This window comes from Thiobacillus sp. SCN 63-57, from assembly GCF_001725555.1.
Lineage (GTDB): Bacteria > Pseudomonadota > Gammaproteobacteria > Burkholderiales > Thiobacillaceae > Thiobacillus.
Map to the genome: position 1 here is coordinate 45,447 of NZ_MEGP01000006.1, position 20,475 is coordinate 65,921.

The following is a 20,475-nucleotide window of genomic DNA, read 5'->3' on the forward strand; positions in this document are numbered from 1 at the left end:
CAAGAGGAAGCGGATGCTTATTGAACAATTTTGAGAAGCTGGCCCGGTCGGGGTTCGCCATCAGGGTAGAGATCGTTCATCAGGCGCAATTGGCCTTCGGCCTCGCCCCCCAGCGGAGACTGCCGCGCCAGCGCGGCCATCGTCAGGCCGGGGCGGGTCGTGAGGAGTTGCAGGACATAGGGACGGGCGACCAGCTTCTCGGCCGGCGTGATCGCACGGAAGCTGTTGATCGCCGCCCGCAGGGCGCTGCGTTCGCGCTCATAGGTGGCCGTGTCCCGGGTCATGCCGGCAATCAGGTATTGCGTGCCGTTGAACACCACGACCGCCACCACCACCGGCTTGCCCTGCTGGGCGCCCGCGGCAAATGCGGCCGGGAAACCGCCCAGGTGACCGGTATCATAGCGCGCCCCCGCATCCAGCTTGACCCCTTTCTGCGCGGTCTCCAGCGGATTGTCGTTCTTCGGTCCCTGTACCAGCTCGACCAGGGCATCGCCTTGGGGGCTGGTCGCCACGACCCGGTCAGGTCGGTTCTGCACACGCCAGTCCGGCGGAAACTGGATCGCCATGCCCAGTTTTTCATGCAGCAGGGCATTGTCGCGGATCACGCCCTGATCGGGACTGTCACCGAAATAAAGTCCCGGCAGCTTCTGCAGATAGTCGTTGCGGCCTTCGCGTGGTTGGGACACGCGGTATTTGTTCGCCTCGGCCACCACCTGCCCGAGGCGTGCATCGTTACGGGGATGCGTATCGAATATTCCGTGATAGGTGGCTTGCGGCGGGCGCCCGCTGCGGGTGGCCTGTTCGGCGGAATACCGTTCCTGGTTTTTCAGCACGCCGATGACGTCGATCATCGCCCGCGGGTCGTAGCCGGTTTTCGCCAGATACGCTGCACCGAGCCGATCCGCTTCCAGTTCGTGCTCGCGGCCATAGCCGGCGGTCCAGGCTTGCGCCAGTGTTTGCAGCAGGGCGGAGCCCGCCTGATTACCCAGTTCCGGGACCAGAATCGAGCCCAGCGCCGCACCGGGACCCGCCATGGTGGGCGCGCTTTGCAGACGTATACCGTGGCGTGCGGTGACATGGCCGATCTCGTGGCCGACCACACCCGCCAGCTCGGCTTCGGAATTCAGGTACGCCAACAGTCCGCGCGTGATGTAGACATAACCGCCGGGCAGCGAAAAAGCATTGACCTCGGGACTGTCGACCACGGTGAAATGCCATGACAGGCCCGGGCGTTCGCTCTGTTTTGCCAGTCGCTGGCCCACTCCGTTGACGTACGCCTGCAGCGCGGGATTATCCAGGGCCGCGTATTCCTTCAACACCGCCAGGTTGGCCTGGGCGCCCATCTGGATTTCCTGCTGTTCTGACATCGACACGAAGTCCCGGTCCCCGTTGACCGGATTTTGCGCGCAACTGGCCAGCGCCAGCGCGCCTAAAGCGGTCACTGCGATACGGCGAAATACTCGGGACGTCACATCTGCCTCTTTCTCGGGATGGCGCGCACGAAATGATACCGTCGTCGTGCCGCAAAAATGCAAAAAGCGGCCGAAGCCGCTTTGGATTGCATACGCAGTTTCGCGCAGGCCTGCTTACTTCATGCCGTAACGCTGGCGGAATTTCTCGACACGTCCGGCGGTATCGACGATCTTCTGCTTGCCGGTATAGAACGGATGGCAGGACGAGCAGACTTCGACGTGCAGCTTGTCCTTGCCCAGCGTGGAGCGGGTGACGAACGTGCTGCCGCACGAGCAGGTGACGGCGACTTCTTTGTAATTGGGGTGAATGCCGGCTTTCATGGCAATTCCTTCGGGTTGAATTCGGAGAACGGGAGAGTATAACGGAGCGGCACCCGGCGCGCAAGCGATGGGCACCGCTCGCCGAAGGGCGCGCAGTTCTCCGATAACGTCAGCCGCGCCGCATCGAATCGAAGAACTCGTTGTTGTTCTTCGTCGCACGGATCTTGTCGAGCAGGAATTCCATCGCCTCCATGTCGTCCATCGGGTACAGCAGCTTCCTGAGCACCCACACCTTTTGCAGGATGTCGTGCGGCATCAGGAGCTCCTCGCGGCGGGTGCCGGAGCGGTTGACGTTGATCGCCGGATACTGGCGTTTCTCGGCCATCTTGCGGTCGAGGTGGATTTCCAGGTTGCCGGTGCCCTTGAATTCCTCGTAGATCACGTCGTCCATGCGGCTGCCGGTGTCGACCAGGGTGGTGGCGAGAATGGTGAGGCTGCCGCCTTCTTCGATGTTGCGCGCCGCGCCGAAGAAGCGCTTGGGCTTCTGCAGCGCGTTGGCATCGACGCCGCCGGTGAGCACCTTGCCGGAGGCCGGCTGCACGGTGTTGTAGGCACGCGCCAGACGGGTGATGGAATCGAGCAGGATCACCACATCCTTCTTGTGCTCGACCAGACGCTTGGCGCGCTCGATCACCATTTCGGCCACTTGCACATGCCGGCTGGCGGGTTCGTCAAAGGTCGATGCCACGACCTCGCCGCGCACGGTACGGCTCATCTCGGTCACTTCTTCCGGACGCTCGTCGATCAGCAGCACGAACAGCACGACGTCGGGATGGTTGGACGTGATGGCGTGCGCGATGTGCTGCAGCATCACCGTCTTGCCGGATTTCGGCGGCGCCACCAGGAGGCCGCGCTGGCCCTTGCCGATCGGCGCGACGATGTCGATCACGCGGCTGGTGATGTTTTCCTCGGCCTTGATGTCGCGCTCGAGCTTGAGCGGCTTGTCCGGGTGCAGCGGCGTGAGGTTCTCGAACAGGATCTTGTTCTTGCTGGCTTCGGGCGGCTCGCCGTTGATCAGGTCAAGCTTGGTCATCGCCGAATAGCGCTCGCCGTCCTTCGGCGTGCGGATCTCGCCTTCGATCTTGTCGCCGGTATGCAGGTTGAAGCGGCGGATCTGCGACGGCGACACGTAGATGTCGTCGGTGTTGGCGAGGTACGAGGACTCCGGCGATCTCAGGAACCCGAAACCGTCCGGCAGCACTTCCAGCACACCGTCGCCGTAGATGCTCTCGCCGCGCTTGGCCAGGGTTTTCAGGATGGTGAAGATCAGTTCCTGCTTGCGAAAACGGTTGGCATTGTCGATACCGTTGGCGGCGGCAAGCTCGAGAAGCTCGGTAATGGGTTTCTGCTTGAGTTCGGAAAGATGCATGGGATGGGCCTGGGTGGGCTCGCTTGAAAGAGCCGGACGTGAGGGAGAAGCGAAGCCGGACGGTACTGCGAAGCGGCGGCGCGTCGATGCGCCGTCCGGTTGAAACGTATTAGATATTGCTGTCGACGAAGGCGGTGAGTTGCGATTTGGACAGGGCGCCGACCTTGGTGGCTTCGACATTGCCGTTCTTGAAGATCATCAGGGTGGGGATGCCACGAATGCCGAACTTGGGCGGGGTGGCCTGGTTTTCGTCGATATTGAGCTTGCACACCTTGAGCTTGCCGGAATATTCCTTGGCGACTTCGTCCAGAATCGGCGAGATCATCTTGCAGGGGCCGCACCAGTCCGCCCAGTAATCCACCAGCACGGGCACACCGGCCTGCAGGACTTCCTGTTCGAAAGAATCGTCGGATATGTAATGAACATGCTCGCTCATCGGTGAAGCTCCTAGTTTAGAAGTAGGGGTAGCCGGATACGGCCTGGGCAGTTTGGGAAGATGGTAATGCTGGAAAATTCGGTTTTGTGCCGATATGCTACATCAAAATTGCCGCCTGCAAGCATCCGGGCATTTATCAACTCATCAGGGTAATTACGAATGACATACGTTGTAGCCGACGCCTGCGTGAAGTGCAAATATACCGATTGTGTCGATGTCTGTCCGGTCGACTGCTTTCACGAAGGCCCCAACTTCCTCGTCATCGACCCGGAGGAATGCATCGACTGCACCCTGTGCGTAGCCGAATGCCCGGTCGAAGCCATTTTCGCCGAAGACGACGTTCCGGACGATCAACGCGCCTACATTGCGCTCAACGCCGACCTTGCCAAGGTGTGGAAAGTCATCATCGAGAAGAAGGATCCGCTACCTGACGCCGACGAGTGGGCCGGCGTCAAGGACAAGCGCCAGTACCTGGAGCGCTGACGCGCTTGGAAACCCTGGGCGGTCCGGCACTGCCGCACGCCGTCGCCCGCCACCTGCTCGACCAGCATGCCGACCGCCTGCCCGATCTCTCCGGCCTGACGGTACTTGTCCCCAATCATCGCGCCGGACTCGATCTTGCCCGCGCGCTGGCACAGGGCGCGGGCCGACCCGTTCTGATCCCGCCGCACCTCACCCCGCTGAAAAGCTGGGCTGAAAGCACTCTGATGGGCACAAGCCTGGCTGACGGTCGCGCCGAGCCGCAGGCGAGAAGGCTGGCGCGGCTGCACGGTGTGCTTCGGCACCAGGATTGGCTAGGGGCAGTCGATAAGTGGGCACTCGCTAATGAACTCCTGCTACTGGCCGACGAACTGTCTGCCGCGCGGCTGGGCGACGCCATTGGATCGCGTATTCGCGCACTGCATGGGGGAGCTCTCGACCGGGAAACCGCGCTGATCGAGGGCGTGTGGCAGGCGCTCAATACCGACGGCAGCGATCCGCAGGCGCACTATGCGCGCGCACTCGACACCCTGTTCGAACAGCTTCGCGCCGCGCCCCGGCCAGTCTATGGCTACGCGCTCGGCATGCTCACCGCCGTCGAACAACGGTTTCTCACACGCTGTGCCGAGCATGTTCCGCTCACACTGTTCGAACAGGACACCGGCGATGACGTGGCCTTCGCTCTGCGGCAGGCCTGGCAGGAGACCGCGCCGCCGCTGCGCGAGCGCGCCGCCCTGCTGGCACAGCACTGCCCCGCCTCGCCGCTGCAGGCCCGCATCACGCTCAGCCCGGCGCCGCACCTCGAAGCCGAGGCGCGCGCCGTTGCCACCTGGGTGGCCGGCCAGCTGCAGGCCGGCCGGCAGGGCATCGCGCTGATCGCGCTCGACCGCGAAACCGCGCGCCGGGTGCGCGCGCTGCTCGAGCGCATGGACGTGCTGGTGGCCGACGAGACCGGCTGGACGCTATCGACCACGGCCGCCGCCGCCGTGATCGACCGCTGGCTGGAATGCGTGGCGAGCGACTTTCCGCACATCGAACTGCTGGACCTGCTGAAATCGCCGTTCGTGCTGGGCGAACCCAGCGCACGCCAGGATCAGGTACTCGCATTCGAACTGGCACTGCGCCGGCACGGGGTATCGCAAGGCATGACCGACATGCAGCGACTGGCGCACCGCGAGTTCGCCGCACTTCCCGTCTGGCTGGCCGCACTGGCCGACGCCCGGCGAGGCTTCGTCCAGACCCGTGCCCCGCTGGCGGTCTGGCTCGGCCGTCTCGTCGAAAGCCTCGGCAAGCTGGAGGCCACCGCATCCCTCAAGGCCGACGCCGCCGGTACCCGCGTGCTCGACACGCTCGACACCCTGCGCCGCGACCTGGCGGACGACGGCGAAAAATACGGCTTCGGCGAATGGCGGCGCTGGCTCAATCTGGCACTGGAGTCGGAAAGCTTCATCGACGCCAGCGTGGCCAGTCCCATCGTGCTGACCTCGCTGCCCGCCGCGCGCGGCCGTCTTTTCGACGCGGTGGCGGTGATCGGCGCCGACGCTCGTCACCTGCCTGCCCACCCCACCCCCGGCCTGTTCAGCCAGGCTACCCGCATGCAGCTCGGCCTGCCTACCCCGGCCGACGAGGCACGCGCCGCCACCGCCGATCTGATGGCATTGCTGACGCAGGGGCCTGCCCTGCTGAGCTGGCAGGCCTGGAACAATGACGAGCCCAATCCCGCTTCCTCGCTGGTGCTGCGGTTGCAGGCCCTGCACCAGGCCGCATGGGGTACGGCCCTGCCGACACAAACCATCGGCGTGCCGCCTGCCCAATCCAGTCCGCTGCCCGGCGCATCCGCGCAACCTGCGCCGACGGTCTCGGCCGCGCAGCTGCCGCGCCATTATTCGCCCACCGCCTACCAGACCCTGCTCGATTGCCCCTACCGGTTTTTTGCACGCAGCGTACTCGGCATCCGCGAGCTCGACGAGGCCGACGAGGCGCTCGACAAGAGCGATTACGGCAACGCGCTGCATCGTATCCTCAAGGCCTTCCACGACAGCCGTCCGCCGCTTGAACGCGACGCCGCGCTGGCCCGGCTGAATGCGGTTTCGGCCGCCGAATTCGCCGCGCTGCCAGCATGGACCGCCGCCGCCTGGCGCAGCAAGTGGGACAAAATCCAGCCGGCCTACCTCGACGCCTGGCTGGCCCACGCGTCCGCTGGCTGGCGCTACGAATCCGGCGAAACCGATTTCGCGGTGCCGTACCCCATTGCCGGACTCGGCGAAGTCACCCTGCACGGTCGCGTCGACCGCGTCGATGCAAAAGACGACACCCGCTACGTGATCGACTACAAGACCAGCGCCGCGCAGAGCCTCAGGAAAAAACTCAAGGCGCCGGACGAAGCCGTGCAGCTGCCGTTCTACGCCTGGCTGTGCGACGCCGCCGCCGCCTACCTGCCGGTCAACGAAGCGCCCATCGTGCCGCTCGAACTGGACGGCGAAACCGACGTCGAGGCCATCAGCCGCCGCCTGCCCGACCTGCTCGAGGCCATCGCCGCAGGCGCCAGGCTTCCCGCCCATGGCATCGACGGCGTATGCGCATACTGCGAAGCGCGCGGACTGTGCCGCAAGGGAATGTGGCATGAGTGAGCCGCTGGATAACGCCATTGCCCTGTCCCCCGCCCGCTCGGCGGTGGTGGAAGCCTGCGCCGGCAGCGGCAAGACCTGGCTGCTGGTGTCGCGCATGCTGCGCCTGCTGCTGGCCGGCGCGGCGCCGTCGGAACTGCTGGCGATCACCTTCACGCGCAAGGCGGCGCAGGAGATGACCGATCGGCTGCATGAATGGCTGCGCGTGCTGGCGCTGGCGGATGACGCGACGGTGCGCGAATTTCTGCGCGCGCGCGCAGTGCCGGACACCGAGATCGACGCGATGCTACCGCGCGCGCGCGGCCTGCTGGAAGCCGTGCTGACCGCGCAGCCAGGGCCGACGGTGACGACCTTTCACGGCTGGTTTCTTGATCTCTTGAAACGCGCGCCGCTGGAAGCCGGCTTGCCATGGGGCGCGCCGCTGCTGGAACGCGAAAGCCAGCTGCTGAACGAAGTGCGCGATCGCCAGTTCAACCGCTGGGCCGCCGCTCCGGACACCGCCGAAGGCGCCGCGCTGCTGGCGCTGCTGGCCGACATCGGCGAGCACAACCTGCGCACACTGTTGAAGCATTTCGTCCAGGCGCGCGCGGAATGGTGGGCCTATACCGACGGCGCGGCCGATCCAGTGAGCCATGCGCTGGAACAGTTGCGGCCGCTGTTGCACGCCGACCTGGACAGCGATCCCGTATCAGCGTTCTGGGCCGATGAATCAATGGCAGCCCGTGTGAAGCGGGTCGGCCTTGCGCTGGAAAAAGGCAGCAAGAGCGAACAGGCGCGCGCGCCGGAAATCCGGCGCAGCCTGGATCTGCCGCCCGACGACGCCCATGCCGCGCTGATGAAGCACCTGATGACGGCAGGCAAGCGGCGCAAGAAGCAGGCGACCAGGGAACTCGAAAAAGCGCTCGGGGTGGATTTCGACACGTATCTGCGTGACCTCGACACGCTGGAAACCGCGCTCGAAACCCTGACCGCGATCCAGACCGACATTCGCATCTGGGTCCTCAATCGCCACGGTCTGCTGCTCGGTCACGCGCTGATCGCGGCCTATCAGGAGGCCAAGTCGCAGCAGGGCGTGATCGACTTTGCCGATGCCGAATGGCAGGCCTGCCGCCTCCTTGCCAGCGAGGAGCACGCTCCGGCGCTGGCGCTGAAGCTAGACGCACGCTACCGGCACCTGCTGCTCGACGAATTCCAGGACACCAATCCGCTGCAGTGGCAGGCGCTGTCGACCTGGCTGCTTGAGGCACACGGCGCCGACAGCAGCATGACCGTCTTCATGGTGGGCGACCCCAAGCAGGCGATCTACCGCTTCCGACGCGGGGAGGCACGGGTGTTCGACGCGGCGGCGGATTTTCTGGCCACGCATTTCGACGCCACCCGCTTCAGCACCGACATGACGCGCCGGCTGGCGCCGTCGGTGGTGGCGGCGATCAATCCGGTATTCGCCGACGTGGCAGGATTTGCCGCCCACACCTACGCGCCAGAAAACGCCGACCGCCCGGGCGCGCTGCGCAGCCTGCCGGTACAGGCGGAAAAAACCAAAGCCGCCATGGCCGATGGCCTGCTCCACACGGGGACTCCGGTCCACTACGCGGCCTCCGGCCGCGTGTGGGGTCGACTGCGCAACCCGCTCACCACTCCGCAGCCGGAAGTCGACGACCGCGCCGTGCATGAGGAGGCACGGCAGTTTGCACAGGTATTGCGCGACGAGGTGCTGGGTCGCTGGGGTGTGATGGATGGCGGAAGCCCGCGTGCGGCACGCCCGGGCGACGTGATGGCGCTGGTCAGGAAACGTACGCACCTGCATCTGTACGAACGCGAACTGGAAGCGGCGCGCATCCCGTTCATCACCTCGCGCCGCGGCGGCCTGCTGCATGCGCTGGAAGCGCGGGATGTGATTGCGCTGCTCGAAACGCTGCTGCTGCCTCACGCCGACCTGAAGCTGGCGCACGTGCTGAAAAGCCCGGTGTTCGGCTGCAGCGACGAGGACCTGCTGTGGGTGTTCGCGCCGCGACCGCCGGACGAAACACGCGGCTGGGAGCGGCTGGCCACCCTGATCCATCAGCCCGATTGTCCACCCACCCTGGCACGCGCCGCGCCCCTGCTCGGTCGCTGGCGAGCGCATTGCGGCACGTTGCCGGTACACGACCTGCTCGACCGCATCTATTTCGAAGGTGACCTCGAAGCGCGTTATGCCGACGCCGTGCCGGAGGCGATGCGGCCGCAGGTCGCCGCCAACCTGCGCGCCTTCATGCAACTGGCGCTGACGCAGGACGCAGGACGCTACCCCACGCTGGCCGGCTTCATCCGCGAACTCGCCAGTCTGGTCGACGATGCCGACGCCGCACCCGGCGAAGGCCTGGCCGCCGACGGCGAGAACGCGGTTCGCCTGCTGACCATCCACGGTGCCAAAGGGCTGGAAGCGCCCATCGTCTGGCTGCTGGGCGGCAGCGACCACCAGAAAGGCATGAGCTACGCCGTGCTGGCGCCATGGCCTCCCGAAGCGTCGCGGCCAGTGCATTTTTCCCTCTTCGGCAGGCAGGAGGAGCGCGGCGCATGCCGCGAAGCCTGGTTCGAGGAAGAAGCCGGGCTGGCCCAGCGCGAATCCGACAATTTGCTGTATGTCGCACTCACCCGCGCCGAACAGGCGCTGGTCGTAAGCGGAGACGCGGAGAAAAACGCATGGCTGCAACGCGTCGATGCTGCGTGGCGGAATCTGGGCCTGCCGGCCGACCTGCCTCCCACAACCACCCGGACGGTGGATCGCCTCCTGCCACCGCCCCCCATCGACGCCCCGGCAATCGGGCAGCGCGTCGGCACGCCGGTGACGAACCCGGCCGCGGCAAGTGGCGAACTCTTTCACGCCTGCCTGGAACACCATGCGCCACCCGGAAGCCCGCGCGACCTGGCGGCGCTGGCGACGCGTCTGGGGCTCGAAAACCGGCTGGACGCCATCGAATCCGCCGCCCGCACACTGCTGGCGCAGCCACATCTGGTGCGCTTTTTCGACCCCGCGCAGTATCGGCGCGCGTACAACGAACTGGCGCTGCTCGATGGCCTCGGCTGCTTGCAGCGGCTCGACCGTGTGGTGGAACGCGACGATTCGGTGTGGCTGATCGACTATAAAACCGGCGACGACAGCCTCACGCTATCCGACGTCGAGCTGGCCGAGCGCCACCGCCCACAACTGGCGGGGTATCGCACCCTGCTGGCGGCACTGTATCCCGGCAAGCCCCTCCATACCGTCTTGCTGCTGGCCGACGGACGGCTGATCGAACTGAACAGCGTATAAATACAGCCCTGCTTCACTGTTATTAGGACCGCAACCTTGATCGACAAGCCTTTTTCCGAATCCTGCGTACAAAACCGCGACCCCATTCTGGCGATATTGCGCACGCTGTTCGCCGATCGCCGGCATGTGCTCGAAATCGGCAGCGGCACCGGCCAGCATGCCGTGTATTTCGGGGCCGCCCTGCCGCATCTCATCTGGCAGACCGCCGACGTGCCGCAGCATCACTCCGGCATCCAGGCCTGGCTTGAAGAGGCCGCACTGCCCAATGTGTTGCCGCCGCTGGCGCTCGACGTCAACGACACCGCCTGGCGCAGCGGCCACTATGACGCGGTGTTTTCCGCCAACACCCTGCACATCATGGGCTGGCCCGAGGTGGAAAGATTCTTCGCGGGCGTGGGCGCAGTGCTGGGAGCCGGCGGCATCCTGACGGTATACGGCCCGTTCAACTATGGCGGCCACTACACGTCGGAGAGCAATGCCCGCTTTGACGCCTGGCTGAAGGCACGCGACCCGGCTTCGGGCGTACGCGATTTCGAGGCAGTGGATGCATTGGCGCGTTCGCAGGGTCTGCTTCTGCAGCAGGACATCGCCATGCCGGCCAACAATCGCACACTGGTGTGGCGCATGGCGGACTGAATTCCACTTTGCCTTGCGGGGCGCTTTGCTATAACACAACCATTAAGAAGCTGGTTGGGGAACTTGAATGCGCATCGCCGAATTGATCCAGCGCTGGGGCCAGGAGGGGCATGCGCACCCGGATGCGCGCACCTATACGGTTCACTTGCCATTGCGTGATGCCGCCCGCGTCGAAGCGCTGCACGTGATGTATCCCGACTGCAGCGACTCCCAACTGATAGCCGACCTGATCCGGGCCGCCCTCGACGAACTCGAGGTTGCCATGCCCTACATACCGGGCAACCGCATCATTGCCGAAGACGACTATGGCGATCCGATCTATGAGGATCTTGGTCCCACCCCGCAGTTCTATTCGCTGTCGCATGAGATCCTGCGCAAGCTGGCCGCGCCGCCCATGGACAAGTAGCTGTCGAATTAATTTACATATCGCGCTGCGCCGCGTTGGCCCAAACAAGCCAGCGCCTTGTTTCTTATGGTGTTTATTTCCTGGCACGACGATTGCTGCCCTTCCTCTTACAACAACCCTGACTGCGAACACCATGTATCTCGGCCCGGCTTTTCTCTTCGCAGCATTTGCCAGTCTGTTTTATGTTCCCGGCTTTCTGGACATGCCACTGGGAATGCTTACTTCGCGTCAGCTCATCTCGGAATTGCTGTTTCTCGTCTTTGCGCTGATTGCGCTAGCCGCGCTGGCACGCTCGATCGAACTCGACCCTGTGTGGCCATGGCGGCCGGGATTCCGCCGCCTGCTGAACGTACTGCTGGGGCGCGCGCAGTAGACCCAGCCATCTATTTGCAGCAAGCCCGGCATAAAATAGCGGCTTTCCGTCCTACCCCGCCGCCATGCCCGTCAACCTTACCGCTCCCGACCCTGCCTCACTGCTGCCCGTTGCCGGCGTACGGCTCGGCATCGCCTCCGCCGGCATCAAGAAGCCGGGGCGGCGCGATATCACGCTGATCGAGCTCGCTGCCGGCAGCCAGGTCGCCGGCGTGTTCACGCAAAACCGCTTCTGTGCCGCACCGGTCACGCTGTGCAAGCAGCATCTGGCGACGGGAAACATCCGCGCGCTGGTGATCAACACCGGCAACGCCAACGCCGGGACTGGCGAGGAAGGCCTCGCGCGGGCTCGCCAGACCTGCGACGCCGTGGCACAACTGATGGGGTGCGCCACCGATAACGTGCTGCCATTTTCCACCGGCGTCATCCTGGAACCGCTGCCGGTCGACAAGATCCTGCCGGCCCTGCCTGCCGCGCAGGCCGACCTTGCGCCAAATCACTGGAGCGATGCCGCGCACGCGATCATGACCACCGACATCGTCGCCAAAGGCGCCTCGCGCCAGATATCGATCGGCGGCAAGGCAGTAACGGTGACGGGCATCGCCAAGGGGTCCGGCATGATCCACCCCAACATGGCGACCATGCTGGGTTTTGTCGCGACCGACGCAGCGATCGCCGTGTCCCTGATGCAACAGTTGGTCAAAGAAGTGGCCGACGTGTCGTTCAACTGCGTCACTGTCGACGGCGACACCTCCACGAATGACAGCTTCATCCTCATCACCTCCGGCCAGGCCGGCAATACCGAAATCGCCAGCGCCACCGGCGCCGATTACGCCGCGCTGAAGACGGCATTGAGCGAGGTCGCCATCGAGCTCGCGCAGGCCATGGCGCGCGACGGCGAAGGCGCGACCAAGTTCATGACCATCGCCGTCGAGGGAGGACGCGACCGCGCCGAATGCAAGCAGATCGCCTATGCCATCGCACGCTCGCCCCTGGTGAAGACGGCTTTCTTCGCCAGCGATCCCAACCTCGGCCGCATCCTCGCCGCCATCGGGTATGCCGGCGTGACGGATCTCGACGTCAATGCACTGAAGGTCTGGCTCGGCGACGTGCTGGTGGCGGAACATGGCGGCCGCGCTACCAGCTACACCGAGGCGCAGGGTGCGGCGGTGATGCGGGAAGCCGAGATCACCGTGCGCGTCGCGCTGAATCGCGGCACTGTGAATGCCACCGTATGGACCTGCGACTTCTCCTACGATTACGTGAAAATCAACGCGGAGTACCGCACCTGATGCCATGAGCGTGCAGCTGACCGTCGAGCAGACTGCCTTTCTGCAAGGCCCGTTGTCGATGAACGTCGGTGCGGTGGGCCGCGACGGTTGGCCATGCGTGTGTCGGGCACAGGGCGTGATGGTGGCGCGCGACCGGCGAACGCTGACGGTATTGCTGTCGGCCAGCCGCGGGCGTGCAGTGATCGACGCAGTCGACGCGGGAAGCGGGATCACACTGGTGGTCAGCCGCCCATCCACCCATGCCACCCTGCAACTCAAGGCGTCCGCGGCCACGCGCGCGACCACTGGCGCGGCCCAGCGCGCATGCAGCGCACGCTGTGTGGCAGCGTTCGCCGACGAACTGAAAGGACTGGGCTACGGCGCAGGGCTGGAACAGGCGCTGGCCGCGCTCCTGCCCACGGACGACCTGCTGGCGCTGCGCTTCGCGCCGGAAATCGTGTTCGACCAGACGCCCGGACCCGACGCCGGGCGTGTGCTGGCGCGTACATGAAGATCTCGCTCGAATCGCTGCGGCCCTGCCTCGACGGCGCGATTCCAGCCGTCGTCGCCACCAGCGCCCAGGACGGCACGCCGAATGTGGCCTATGCCTCGCAGGTGCATTTCGTCGACGCCGAACACGTGGCGCTGTCCTATCAATTCTTCAGCAAGACACGCGAGAACGTGCTCGCGCATCCTTATGCACAGGTGCAGGTGGTCGAGCCCGGCAGCTTCCGCCACTTCCGCCTCAAGCTGCATTACATCCGCACCGAAACCGAAGGTCCGCTGTTCGAATACATGAAGGCGCAGCTCGCCGGCATCGCGGCACAGACCCACATGGACAAGGTGTTCGTGCTGCGCGGTGCGGACATCTACCGGGTGCTCGACATCGAATCCGTCGATCCCCATATCCCACCCCCGCCGCCGCCATCCGATGCACTTCTGAGCCTGCGGCGCACGCTCGACCGCCTGGGCGACACGACCGATCTGTCGGATCTGGCCGACCGCGGACTCGCCGCACTGACCGCCGGCTTCGGCATCCGCCACGCGCTGCTGCTGATGCTGGACGAGGCCGGCGCCGCACTCTATACACTGGGAAGCCTGGGCTATCCGGATTCCGGGATCGGCGCGGAAGTAAAAGTCGGCGAAGGCCTCATCGGCGTCGCTGCACGCGAGCGGATTCCCATCCGCATCAACTACCGCACGGGCGACTATGCGTACCAGACGGCGATGCGCGCAACGCATGCGACCGAACCGCGTATCCCGCTGCCGGTGCTGGCCAATCCGCACAGTCGGATTGCCGTCCCCCTCATCCACGGCGGCCGTCTCCTTGGCGTGCTCTACGCCGAAAGCGAACACGACGCCTTCTTCAGCCATGCCGACGAGGATGCGCTGGTCATCTACGCCCGCCACCTCGCCGCGCTGGTCACGCAGGCCGCGTGCGAGCCGGACGACGCCGAGCCCGCACATGACGAGCCCGCGACGCGCCCGACCGGCGCACCGCTGGCGGTGCGCTACTTCGCCGCCGACCACAGCGTCTTCATCGACAACGACTACCTCATCAAAGGCGTGGCCGGCAGCATCCTGTGGACGCTGCTCAACGAACATGCCCACAACGGTCGCCGCGATTTCTGCAACCGCGAGCTGCGGCGCGACCCGCGCCTGCCGCTGCCTGATTTCGGCGATAACCTGGAGACGCGCCTGATTTTGCTGCAGCGCCGTCTCGCCGAGCGCTGCCCGACGATCGCACTGGAAAAAACCGGTCGCGGCCGCTTCCGGCTGAACATCGGCCGACCGCTGCAACTCAGCGCCTGATCCTTCGTCAGGACGCCGCGAGCGCCTCGCGGCCGACCGCGACCTCTCCCAGCATGCCCTGCACCGCCTCCACCACGGCCTCCACGGTCGGCAGCGCGGCCTGTTCCAGCACCCATGAGGACGCGCCGGGCGCATCCGGCCCGGTCAGCCGCACAACGGGCGCACGCAGGACATCGAACGCCCGGGTGGCTGCCAATGCAGCCAGTTCCGCCGCCATGCCGCAGAGGCCGCTGGCTTCGGTAACGACGACAAGCCGTCCGGTCTTGCGCAGCGAGCGCAGTACCGTCGTTTCATCGAGTGGCTTCAGCGTGCGTAGATCGATCACCTCGGCCGCGATGCCTTGCGCCTGCAACTGCTCGGCAGCCTGCAGGCACACCCCGACCGTCTTGGCATAGCTCACCAGCGTCACATCGGCACCGACGCGGCGCACGGCAGCCAGCCCCAGCGGGACGACATGGTCGGCTACATCGGGCACCTCGCCCTCCTGATGCAGCAGGCCGAGATCGGTGAAAAACACGACCGGGTTGTCGTCGCGGATGGCCGCCTTGAGCAGGCCCTTGAAATCCGCCGCGGTCGACGGCATCACCACTTTCAGCCCCGGCGCATGCGCGAACATCGCTTCCAGGTTGTGGTTGTGCTGCGCACCGACGCACCAGCCGCTGCCGGTCATGCTCATCGCCACCAACGGAAATTCGAACTGTCCGCCCGACAGGTAGCGCAGCTTGCCGGCGCTGTTGACCAGCGCGTCCATCGCATAGGCGAGAAAAGGCGCGAACAGCAGGTCGACCACCGGCCGCAGGCCGCTCGCGGCCGCTCCCACTGCGGTGCCGGCGATAATGGCCTCGGCCAGCGGGGTATTGCGCACACGTGTCGCACCAAAATCCTGCACCAGGTCAGGGCGCTTGGTGGCGACGCCTTCGCCCATCAGGAGCACGCGTTCATCGCGCTGCATTTCCTCGGCAAGCGCCTGATGGATCGCCTGTTCGGTCGTCATTCGGGTCATGAGCGGGCTCCTTGCTCGGCATACACATGATGGGTAAGCGTGCGCGGGTCGGGCCACGCGCTTGCCTGGGCGAAGCGTGCCGCGGCCTCGATACGCGCCGCGACCCGGTCGCGCAACTGCACCAGATCCGCCGCGTCGAGGGCGCCCAGTGCGAGCAGTCGATCCGCCTGCCCTTGCAAGGGATCGCGCGCCTGCCAACGCGCCAGTTCGTCAGCGTCGACATAGGCCTGATCGTCGGGTTCGAAGTGCCCGCGCAATCGGTAGGTCACGAGCTCCAGGAAACGTGGCTGCCCATCCGCACGGATCGCCGCGACCGCGTCGCGTGCGGCCGCATGCACCGCCTCGACGTCATTGCCGTCGACTGTCGCAACCGGCAGCCCGTGGCCTGCCGCCCAGTCAGCGATCGCATTGTCGGGCATGGTCTCGCGGCGGTGCACGAAAGCCTGCCAGTCGTTGTTCTCGCACACGAACAGCAGCGGCAACTGCCATTGCACGGCGAGGTTGAGCGCCTCGTGGAAAATGCCTTCGCAGGCTGCGCCGTCGCCGAAGAACACCGCAACGATCCCGCCCGGTTCGCCCTGCCCCATCTTCTGCGCAAGGGCGACACCGGGCGCCATCGACAGCTCGCCGCCGACGATGGTCGAGGTGAGCACCACGCCGAGCTCCTTCGCCGAAATGTGCAGGCTGCCGCTGCGGCCTCCGCAGTACCCGTCGACGCGGCCCAGCACTTCGGCCATCAGGCGGCCGGGATCGGCACCGCGGGCGATCAGGTGCGCCGCGCTGCGGTGATTCGTGAGAATGCAGTCGCGCGACTCCAGTGCGCCGACCACGCCGACGGCGCAGGCTTCCTGGCCGACACTGGTGCAGGTGCCGGGGGCGCCGCCGCGCTGGAATTCGACGAGCTTCTCTTCATAGGCACGGATCAGCAGCATGGCTTCCAGCCTGCGGAGAGCGTTGGTCATTCCGGCCGCGCTCATTGGGCCACCTGCACCGGCAGGTTTTTCGGCGTCAGATCGAGATAGGGCGTGGCCACCTGGCCACCCGGTGGCACATAGGCCGGCGCCGCCTGACCCTTTGCGCCGAGACTGCGCACATAATGGTAGATCGCCTTGAGATCGGCATCGCTCATGGCCCGCAGCGAAGGGGCCGGCATCGGCGGTCGCATCGGCTGACGTACCCGTTTCAGCCAAGTTGTCTCGTCCATCTGCTGGACCAGCTGACGCAGATTGGCCGGGTAGGTCGTCCCCCACGGCCCATGCCAGCCCATCGCGTCGCCGGTCAGCCATTCGGATTCTGCCACCTGGCCGTCTTTCTGCATGTAGCCCGGGGTATGGCAATCGTTGCATCCGGATGTCTGGATCAGATAGCGGCCATGGCGGATTTCGGCGTCACCCCCCTGGGCCCAGGCTGCAAGGGAAACGAGACTGGCGAGCAGCGCCCCTGCGATTTTCATTGGTGTGTTCATGTTCGCTCCTTCCTGGTTCGCCGGCTGCGCATGCATCCGGACGGAAGGGAGCTTAGGCGGGTTGCAGAACGCGCGTTGATAAGTCTTTGCTAGCGGAAACCTAAATTTTTCCTAAGCCAGCGGCTAGAATCTGCGGATGACCGATCTCGCCACCCTCCTTCCCCGCATCGAGCGGCTGCTCGACCGCCTCGACAGTTCTGCCGCTGCCCACGGCCTCGACTGGAAAACCGTCCGCGCCGCGCGCTGGGCCGCGCAGACGGGCGAACTCAAACCGATTCTGCACCCGCAACGCGTGGCGCTGAAGGATCTGCTGGCGATCGACGAGCAGAAGCAACAGGTCGACACCAACACGCGTCAGTTCGTCACCGGCAAGCCCGCCAACAACGTGCTGCTGACCGGCGCGCGCGGCTGCGGCAAATCCTCGCTGGTGAAGGCCGTGCATGCCAAGTACGCGCCCAAGGGCCTGCGCCTGATCGAAGTGGACAAGGCCGGATTGCCGCAGCTCCCCGATCTGTTCGACCTGCTGGCAGATGCCGATTACCGCTTCATCGTCTTCATCGACGACCTGAGTTTTGCCGAGCACGAGCCCGGCTACGCCAGCCTCAAGGCGGCGCTCGACGGCTCGCTGGCCGGCCCGTCGGACAACGTGCTGATCTACGCCACCAGCAATCGCCGCCACCTGATGCCGGAGTACATGGCGGAAAACCTCGAGACCCGCCACCTCGGCGGCGAAGTGCATCCAGGCGAAGCGACCGAGGAAAAGATCTCGCTGTCCGACCGCTTCGGGTTGTGGGTACCGTTCCACGGCATGGACCAAGACACCTATCTCGCCATCGCGCGGCACTGGGCCGCCACGCTGGGCGCGCCTTCGGACGAGCGCTTCGAACGCGCCGCGCTGCAATGGTCGCTCGGGCGCGGCGCGCGCAATGGCCGGGTGGCGTGGCAATTCGCGCGCGACTGGGCGGGCAAGCAATGACTCGCACGACACGGCGCGAAGACAGCGCGTGGGACCGTTCATGAGCTCGGTGCCCATCACTGAAGTCGCCGCTGCGGTCATCACGCAGCCCGATGGCCGTGTGCTGCTAGCGCGGCGGCCGGCCGGCAAGGCCTATGCGGGCTACTGGGAATTTCCCGGTGGCAAGGTGGAGCCGGGCGAATCGCTGGACGCCGCGCTGTCGCGCGAACTGCACGAGGAACTGGGGATCGTCGTCACCCGTGCCTGTCGCTGGATCACACGCGTATTCGAATACCCCCACGCCACCGTCCGGCTGAATTTTTTCCGCGTGTTCGAATGGCAGGGCACGCCGCATCCGCACGAGGGGCAGGTGTTTTCTTGGCAGTTGCCCGACGCCGTTGAGGTGACGCCGCTGCTGCCGGCCAATTTCCCGATCGTGAAGGCGCTCTCGCTGCCCACGGTGCTGGGGATTTCGCACGCCGAGTCGCTCGGCGTGGACACGTTCCTGGCCCGCCTGGATGTAGCACTCCACAACGGCCTGCGGCTGATCCAGCTGCGCGACAAGACGCTGCCGGAAGAGGCGCGCCTGCACCTCGCGCGCGAGACCGTGCGTCGCGCCCGTTTGCATGGCGCACGCGTGCTGGTCAACGGCCCGCTGGACCTGGCGCGCGCCGCCGGCGCCGACGGCATCCACCTCGATTCGTCCGCAGCCGCCTCATTGACGGCGCGCCCCGATTGCGAATGGGTGGGTGTGTCGTGCCACGACGGCGCCGAACTGGCGCATGCCGCTTCGCTCGGTGCCGATTTCGCGCTGCTGTCGCCGGTATTGCCCACGTTGACGCACCCGGGTGCCGCCACGCTAGGCTGGGACGCTTTCTCGACACTCGCCGCGGCCAGCCCCATTCCGGTATACGGACTGGGCGGACTGGGGCGCGAGGACGTGGCATTGGCGCAGTCGCACGGCGCCCACGGCGTGGCGCTGCTACGCGGGGCATGGACATGAAGCGGGTGCTGCGCCAAGACCGCCCGCAGGGCGAGTACCCTGAGGGGCATAAACACCCTGAAGGGCATGAACGTCTGGCGGCGTACCCCATGCGGGTGCTGGTGCCGTTGCTGTTGATCGTCGTGCTGGCAGCGATCGCGGTGGCAGGCTACTGGCTGAATCGCCCGGCCAAAGCGCAGGCTGTCGCATGTGCCGATCCGGTTGCCGGCTGCCGCTTCAGCCACCACGGCGCCACGGTAACGGCGTATTTTTCGGCTCATCCCAAACCGCTGGAAGCGTTCCGGTTCAGCGTCAACGCGCCCGGAGCGTCGCGAGTGAGTGCCGAATTCCAGATGAACGGCATGGAAATGGGATTCAACCGCTATGACCTGCACCCGTCCGACAACGGCACGTTTGTTTCAAGCGTGACGTTGCCGGTATGTGTCAGCGGACGACGCGACTGGACCCTGACCCTCGAGATTGACGGGGTGCATTACGCACTGCCCTTCAGTACGCGCTGAAACCTTCCGTACATGTAAGCGTCATAATACGCAGCCTATAATGAAAAGTGGATTATTGAGGGGTCAACACGATGCCAACTGAACACACCTATAAACAGTTTGACGCCGAGCTGGAAGCCGTGCGCGCCAACGTGTTGAAAATGGGGGGGCTGGTCGAGGAACAGATCACCAACGCCATCGAGGCGCTCATCCAGGGTAACATGAAGCTGGCCGACCAGGTGGACGCCAACGATCACAACGTCAATGCGCTGGAAGTGGCCATCGACGAGGACTGCACCCACATCATCGCGCGCCGCCAGCCGACGGCCTCCGACCTGCGCATGGTGATGATGGTGGTCAAGACCATCACCGATCTGGAACGCATCGGCGACGAAGCGGCGAAGATCGCGCGCATGGCCAGGCTGATCCATCAGGCCGAGCGCATCAGCCTGCCGCGCTTCTCCGAAGTCAAATACATGGCCGACCTGGTGCTCGACATGCTCCGCAAGGCACTCGACGGCTTTGCCCGCCTGGACGCCACCAAAGCGGTCGAGATTGCACGGCAGGACCAGTCGGTGGACGAGGAATTCCGCCTCAACCTGCGTCATCTCATCACGTTCATGATGGAAGACCCGCGCACCATTTCGGTGTTCATCGACATCCTGTTCGTCACCAAGGCGATCGAGCGCATGGGCGACCACGCCAAGAACATGTCGGAATACGTGGTCTACATGGTGAAGGGCAAGGACGTGCGCCACACTTCGCTGGAAGAGATCGAGAAGGAAGTGCTGTAGCCCGGGGACCTGCGCCGGGCAAAAAAAACGGGCGCCGAAGCGCCCGTTTTGCTATGCGACAATCCCTTATTTGCTGGGCGGCACATACCCTGCCGCGGCATCGACATTGCCACCGCCGAAGAAGTAGCGCTCCATCTGTTCCATCAAATAGCCGCGCGCCTGCGGGTCGGCCAGGTTGAGGCGGTTCTCGTTGATCAGCATGGTCTGGTGGCGCTGCCAGCCGCTCCAGGCTTCCTTCGACACGTTCTCGAAAATCTTCTTGCCCAACTCGCCCGGCACCGG

21 protein-coding genes are annotated in these 20,475 nt (G+C 65.2%); 13 read left to right on the forward strand and 8 right to left on the reverse strand.

Features of this window, described 5'->3' with window-relative positions; genetic code table 11:
* Positions 1–17: 17 nt before the first annotated feature.
* From ABT23_RS03410 to trxA, 4 genes are all read right to left on the reverse strand, one after another.
* Entirely contained in the window at positions 18–1,442 is a 1,425-nt protein-coding gene (locus ABT23_RS03410; RefSeq protein ID WP_296631214.1) for a M48 family metalloprotease, read from the reverse strand.
* Between the two features lie 144 nt (positions 1,443–1,586).
* Positions 1,587–1,793: a 50S ribosomal protein L31 gene (gene rpmE / locus ABT23_RS03415; protein WP_018509257.1), complete on the reverse strand. Its 207-nt coding sequence runs from the start codon at positions 1,791–1,793 to the stop codon at positions 1,587–1,589.
* A gap of 109 nt (positions 1,794–1,902) precedes the next feature.
* Positions 1,903–3,162 (reverse strand): transcription termination factor Rho, encoded by a 1,260-nt coding sequence (gene rho, locus ABT23_RS03420; protein ID WP_296631220.1) that lies wholly within the window; start codon positions 3,160–3,162, stop codon positions 1,903–1,905.
* Positions 3,163–3,271: 109 nt separating this feature from the next.
* Positions 3,272–3,598: a thioredoxin TrxA gene (gene trxA / locus ABT23_RS03425; protein WP_018076670.1), complete on the reverse strand. Its 327-nt coding sequence runs from the start codon at positions 3,596–3,598 to the stop codon at positions 3,272–3,274.
* A 159-nt stretch (positions 3,599–3,757) separates the two neighbouring features.
* Here trxA and fdxA point away from each other — a divergent pair, with 159 nt between their 5' ends.
* The 9 genes from fdxA to ABT23_RS03470 all read left to right on the forward strand — a co-directional run bounded on the left by fdxA (position 3,758) and on the right by ABT23_RS03470 (position 14,494).
* On the forward strand, positions 3,758–4,081 hold the full coding sequence (gene fdxA / locus ABT23_RS03430; protein ID WP_296631226.1) for a ferredoxin FdxA: 324 nt from the start codon (positions 3,758–3,760) through the stop codon (positions 4,079–4,081).
* A gap of 5 nt (positions 4,082–4,086) precedes the next feature.
* Entirely contained in the window at positions 4,087–6,708 is a 2,622-nt protein-coding gene (locus tag ABT23_RS03435; RefSeq protein ID WP_296631230.1) for a PD-(D/E)XK nuclease family protein, read from the forward strand.
* Positions 6,701–9,997 carry a UvrD-helicase domain-containing protein gene (locus tag ABT23_RS03440; RefSeq protein WP_296631233.1) on the forward strand — a complete coding sequence of 1,099 codons (3,297 nt, stop codon included), beginning with the start codon at positions 6,701–6,703 and terminating at the stop codon, positions 9,995–9,997. The genes ABT23_RS03435 and ABT23_RS03440 overlap by 8 nt, the downstream gene beginning before the upstream one ends.
* A 36-nt stretch (positions 9,998–10,033) precedes the next feature.
* Positions 10,034–10,633 carry a DUF938 domain-containing protein gene (locus ABT23_RS03445; protein WP_296631235.1) on the forward strand — a complete coding sequence of 200 codons (600 nt, stop codon included), beginning with the start codon at positions 10,034–10,036 and terminating at the stop codon, positions 10,631–10,633.
* Positions 10,634–10,700: 67 nt separating this feature from the next.
* On the forward strand, positions 10,701–11,039 hold the full coding sequence (locus tag ABT23_RS03450; protein WP_296631238.1) for a type 1 pili tip component: 339 nt from the start codon (positions 10,701–10,703) through the stop codon (positions 11,037–11,039).
* Between the two features lie 214 nt (positions 11,040–11,253).
* Positions 11,254–11,412 (forward strand): hypothetical protein, encoded by a 159-nt coding sequence (locus tag ABT23_RS03455; RefSeq protein WP_245539322.1) that lies wholly within the window; start codon positions 11,254–11,256, stop codon positions 11,410–11,412.
* 64 nt (positions 11,413–11,476) lie between these two features.
* Positions 11,477–12,703, forward strand: a complete 1,227-nt coding sequence (argJ, locus tag ABT23_RS03460; protein ID WP_296631240.1) for a bifunctional glutamate N-acetyltransferase/amino-acid acetyltransferase ArgJ — start codon at positions 11,477–11,479, stop codon at positions 12,701–12,703.
* Between the two features lie 4 nt (positions 12,704–12,707).
* Positions 12,708–13,193 (forward strand): hypothetical protein, encoded by a 486-nt coding sequence (locus tag ABT23_RS03465; protein ID WP_296631243.1) that lies wholly within the window; start codon positions 12,708–12,710, stop codon positions 13,191–13,193.
* Positions 13,190–14,494 (forward strand): GAF domain-containing protein, encoded by a 1,305-nt coding sequence (locus ABT23_RS03470; protein WP_296631246.1) that lies wholly within the window; start codon positions 13,190–13,192, stop codon positions 14,492–14,494. Before ABT23_RS03465 ends, ABT23_RS03470 begins: the two co-directional genes overlap by 4 nt.
* 7 nt (positions 14,495–14,501) lie before the next feature.
* Here the strand turns inward: ABT23_RS03470 and ABT23_RS03475 are convergent, their stop codons facing one another.
* From ABT23_RS03475 to ABT23_RS03485, 3 genes are read right to left on the reverse strand one after another with little or no spacing between them, the layout of a single operon-like run.
* The gene (locus tag ABT23_RS03475) at positions 14,502–15,497 is read right to left on the reverse strand and encodes a pyruvate dehydrogenase complex E1 component subunit beta (protein ID WP_296631249.1); all 996 of its coding nucleotides are present in this window, start codon (positions 15,495–15,497) and stop codon (positions 14,502–14,504) included.
* The gene (locus tag ABT23_RS03480; RefSeq protein ID WP_296631250.1) at positions 15,494–16,459 is read right to left on the reverse strand and encodes a thiamine pyrophosphate-dependent dehydrogenase E1 component subunit alpha; all 966 of its coding nucleotides are present in this window, start codon (positions 16,457–16,459) and stop codon (positions 15,494–15,496) included. The genes ABT23_RS03475 and ABT23_RS03480 overlap by 4 nt, the downstream gene beginning before the upstream one ends.
* 11 nt (positions 16,460–16,470) lie before the next feature.
* Positions 16,471–16,962 carry a c-type cytochrome gene (locus ABT23_RS03485; protein ID WP_296631253.1) on the reverse strand — a complete coding sequence of 164 codons (492 nt, stop codon included), beginning with the start codon at positions 16,960–16,962 and terminating at the stop codon, positions 16,471–16,473.
* A gap of 136 nt (positions 16,963–17,098) precedes the next feature.
* On the opposite strand from ABT23_RS03485, the gene ABT23_RS03490 reads away from it, so the two are divergent.
* The 4 genes from ABT23_RS03490 (at position 17,099) to phoU (ending at position 20,193) form a co-directional block, all read left to right on the forward strand.
* The gene (locus ABT23_RS03490; protein WP_296631256.1) at positions 17,099–17,938 is read left to right on the forward strand and encodes an ATP-binding protein; all 840 of its coding nucleotides are present in this window, start codon (positions 17,099–17,101) and stop codon (positions 17,936–17,938) included.
* 40 nt (positions 17,939–17,978) lie between these two features.
* Positions 17,979–18,920 (forward strand): Nudix family hydrolase, encoded by a 942-nt coding sequence (locus tag ABT23_RS03495; RefSeq protein WP_296631258.1) that lies wholly within the window; start codon positions 17,979–17,981, stop codon positions 18,918–18,920.
* Positions 18,917–19,420, forward strand: coding sequence for a hypothetical protein (locus ABT23_RS03500; protein ID WP_296631260.1), 504 nt, complete (start codon positions 18,917–18,919; stop codon positions 19,418–19,420). The genes ABT23_RS03495 and ABT23_RS03500 overlap by 4 nt, the downstream gene beginning before the upstream one ends.
* A gap of 71 nt (positions 19,421–19,491) precedes the next feature.
* Complete coding sequence (gene phoU, locus ABT23_RS03505) at positions 19,492–20,193, forward strand: phosphate signaling complex protein PhoU (protein WP_018509274.1); 702 nt, start codon at positions 19,492–19,494, stop codon at positions 20,191–20,193.
* A 66-nt stretch (positions 20,194–20,259) separates the two neighbouring features.
* On the opposite strand, the gene ABT23_RS03510 is transcribed toward phoU, so the two are convergent.
* The coding region (locus tag ABT23_RS03510; protein ID WP_296631263.1) for an oxidative damage protection protein at positions 20,260–20,475 on the reverse strand (216 nt) is incomplete at its 5' end.

Bases quoted from the DNA above. Each gene is read 5' to 3' on its own strand.
- rpmE (WP_018509257.1), bottom strand. From the start codon at position 1,793: ATGAAAGCCGGCATTCACCCCAATTACAAAGAAGTCGCCGTCACCTGC.
- rho (WP_296631220.1), bottom strand. From the start codon at position 3,162: ATGCATCTTTCCGAACTCAAGCAGAAACCCATTACCGAGCTTCTCGAG.
- trxA (WP_018076670.1), bottom strand. From the start codon at position 3,598: ATGAGCGAGCATGTTCATTACATATCCGACGATTCTTTCGAACAGGAA.
- fdxA (WP_296631226.1), top strand. From the start codon at position 3,758: ATGACATACGTTGTAGCCGACGCCTGCGTGAAGTGCAAATATACCGAT.
- ABT23_RS03440 (WP_296631233.1), top strand. From the start codon at position 6,701: ATGAGTGAGCCGCTGGATAACGCCATTGCCCTGTCCCCCGCCCGCTCG.
- ABT23_RS03450 (WP_296631238.1), top strand. From the start codon at position 10,701: ATGCGCATCGCCGAATTGATCCAGCGCTGGGGCCAGGAGGGGCATGCG.
- ABT23_RS03455 (WP_245539322.1), top strand. From the start codon at position 11,254: ATGCTTACTTCGCGTCAGCTCATCTCGGAATTGCTGTTTCTCGTCTTT.
- argJ (WP_296631240.1), top strand. From the start codon at position 11,477: ATGCCCGTCAACCTTACCGCTCCCGACCCTGCCTCACTGCTGCCCGTT.
- ABT23_RS03465 (WP_296631243.1), top strand. From the start codon at position 12,708: ATGAGCGTGCAGCTGACCGTCGAGCAGACTGCCTTTCTGCAAGGCCCG.
- ABT23_RS03470 (WP_296631246.1), top strand. From the start codon at position 13,190: ATGAAGATCTCGCTCGAATCGCTGCGGCCCTGCCTCGACGGCGCGATT.
- ABT23_RS03475 (WP_296631249.1), bottom strand. From the start codon at position 15,497: ATGACCCGAATGACGACCGAACAGGCGATCCATCAGGCGCTTGCCGAG.
- ABT23_RS03480 (WP_296631250.1), bottom strand. From the start codon at position 16,459: ATGACCAACGCTCTCCGCAGGCTGGAAGCCATGCTGCTGATCCGTGCC.
- ABT23_RS03485 (WP_296631253.1), bottom strand. From the start codon at position 16,962: ATGAACACACCAATGAAAATCGCAGGGGCGCTGCTCGCCAGTCTCGTT.
- ABT23_RS03490 (WP_296631256.1), top strand. From the start codon at position 17,099: ATGACCGATCTCGCCACCCTCCTTCCCCGCATCGAGCGGCTGCTCGAC.
- ABT23_RS03495 (WP_296631258.1), top strand. From the start codon at position 17,979: ATGAGCTCGGTGCCCATCACTGAAGTCGCCGCTGCGGTCATCACGCAG.
- ABT23_RS03500 (WP_296631260.1), top strand. From the start codon at position 18,917: ATGAAGCGGGTGCTGCGCCAAGACCGCCCGCAGGGCGAGTACCCTGAG.
- phoU (WP_018509274.1), top strand. From the start codon at position 19,492: ATGCCAACTGAACACACCTATAAACAGTTTGACGCCGAGCTGGAAGCC.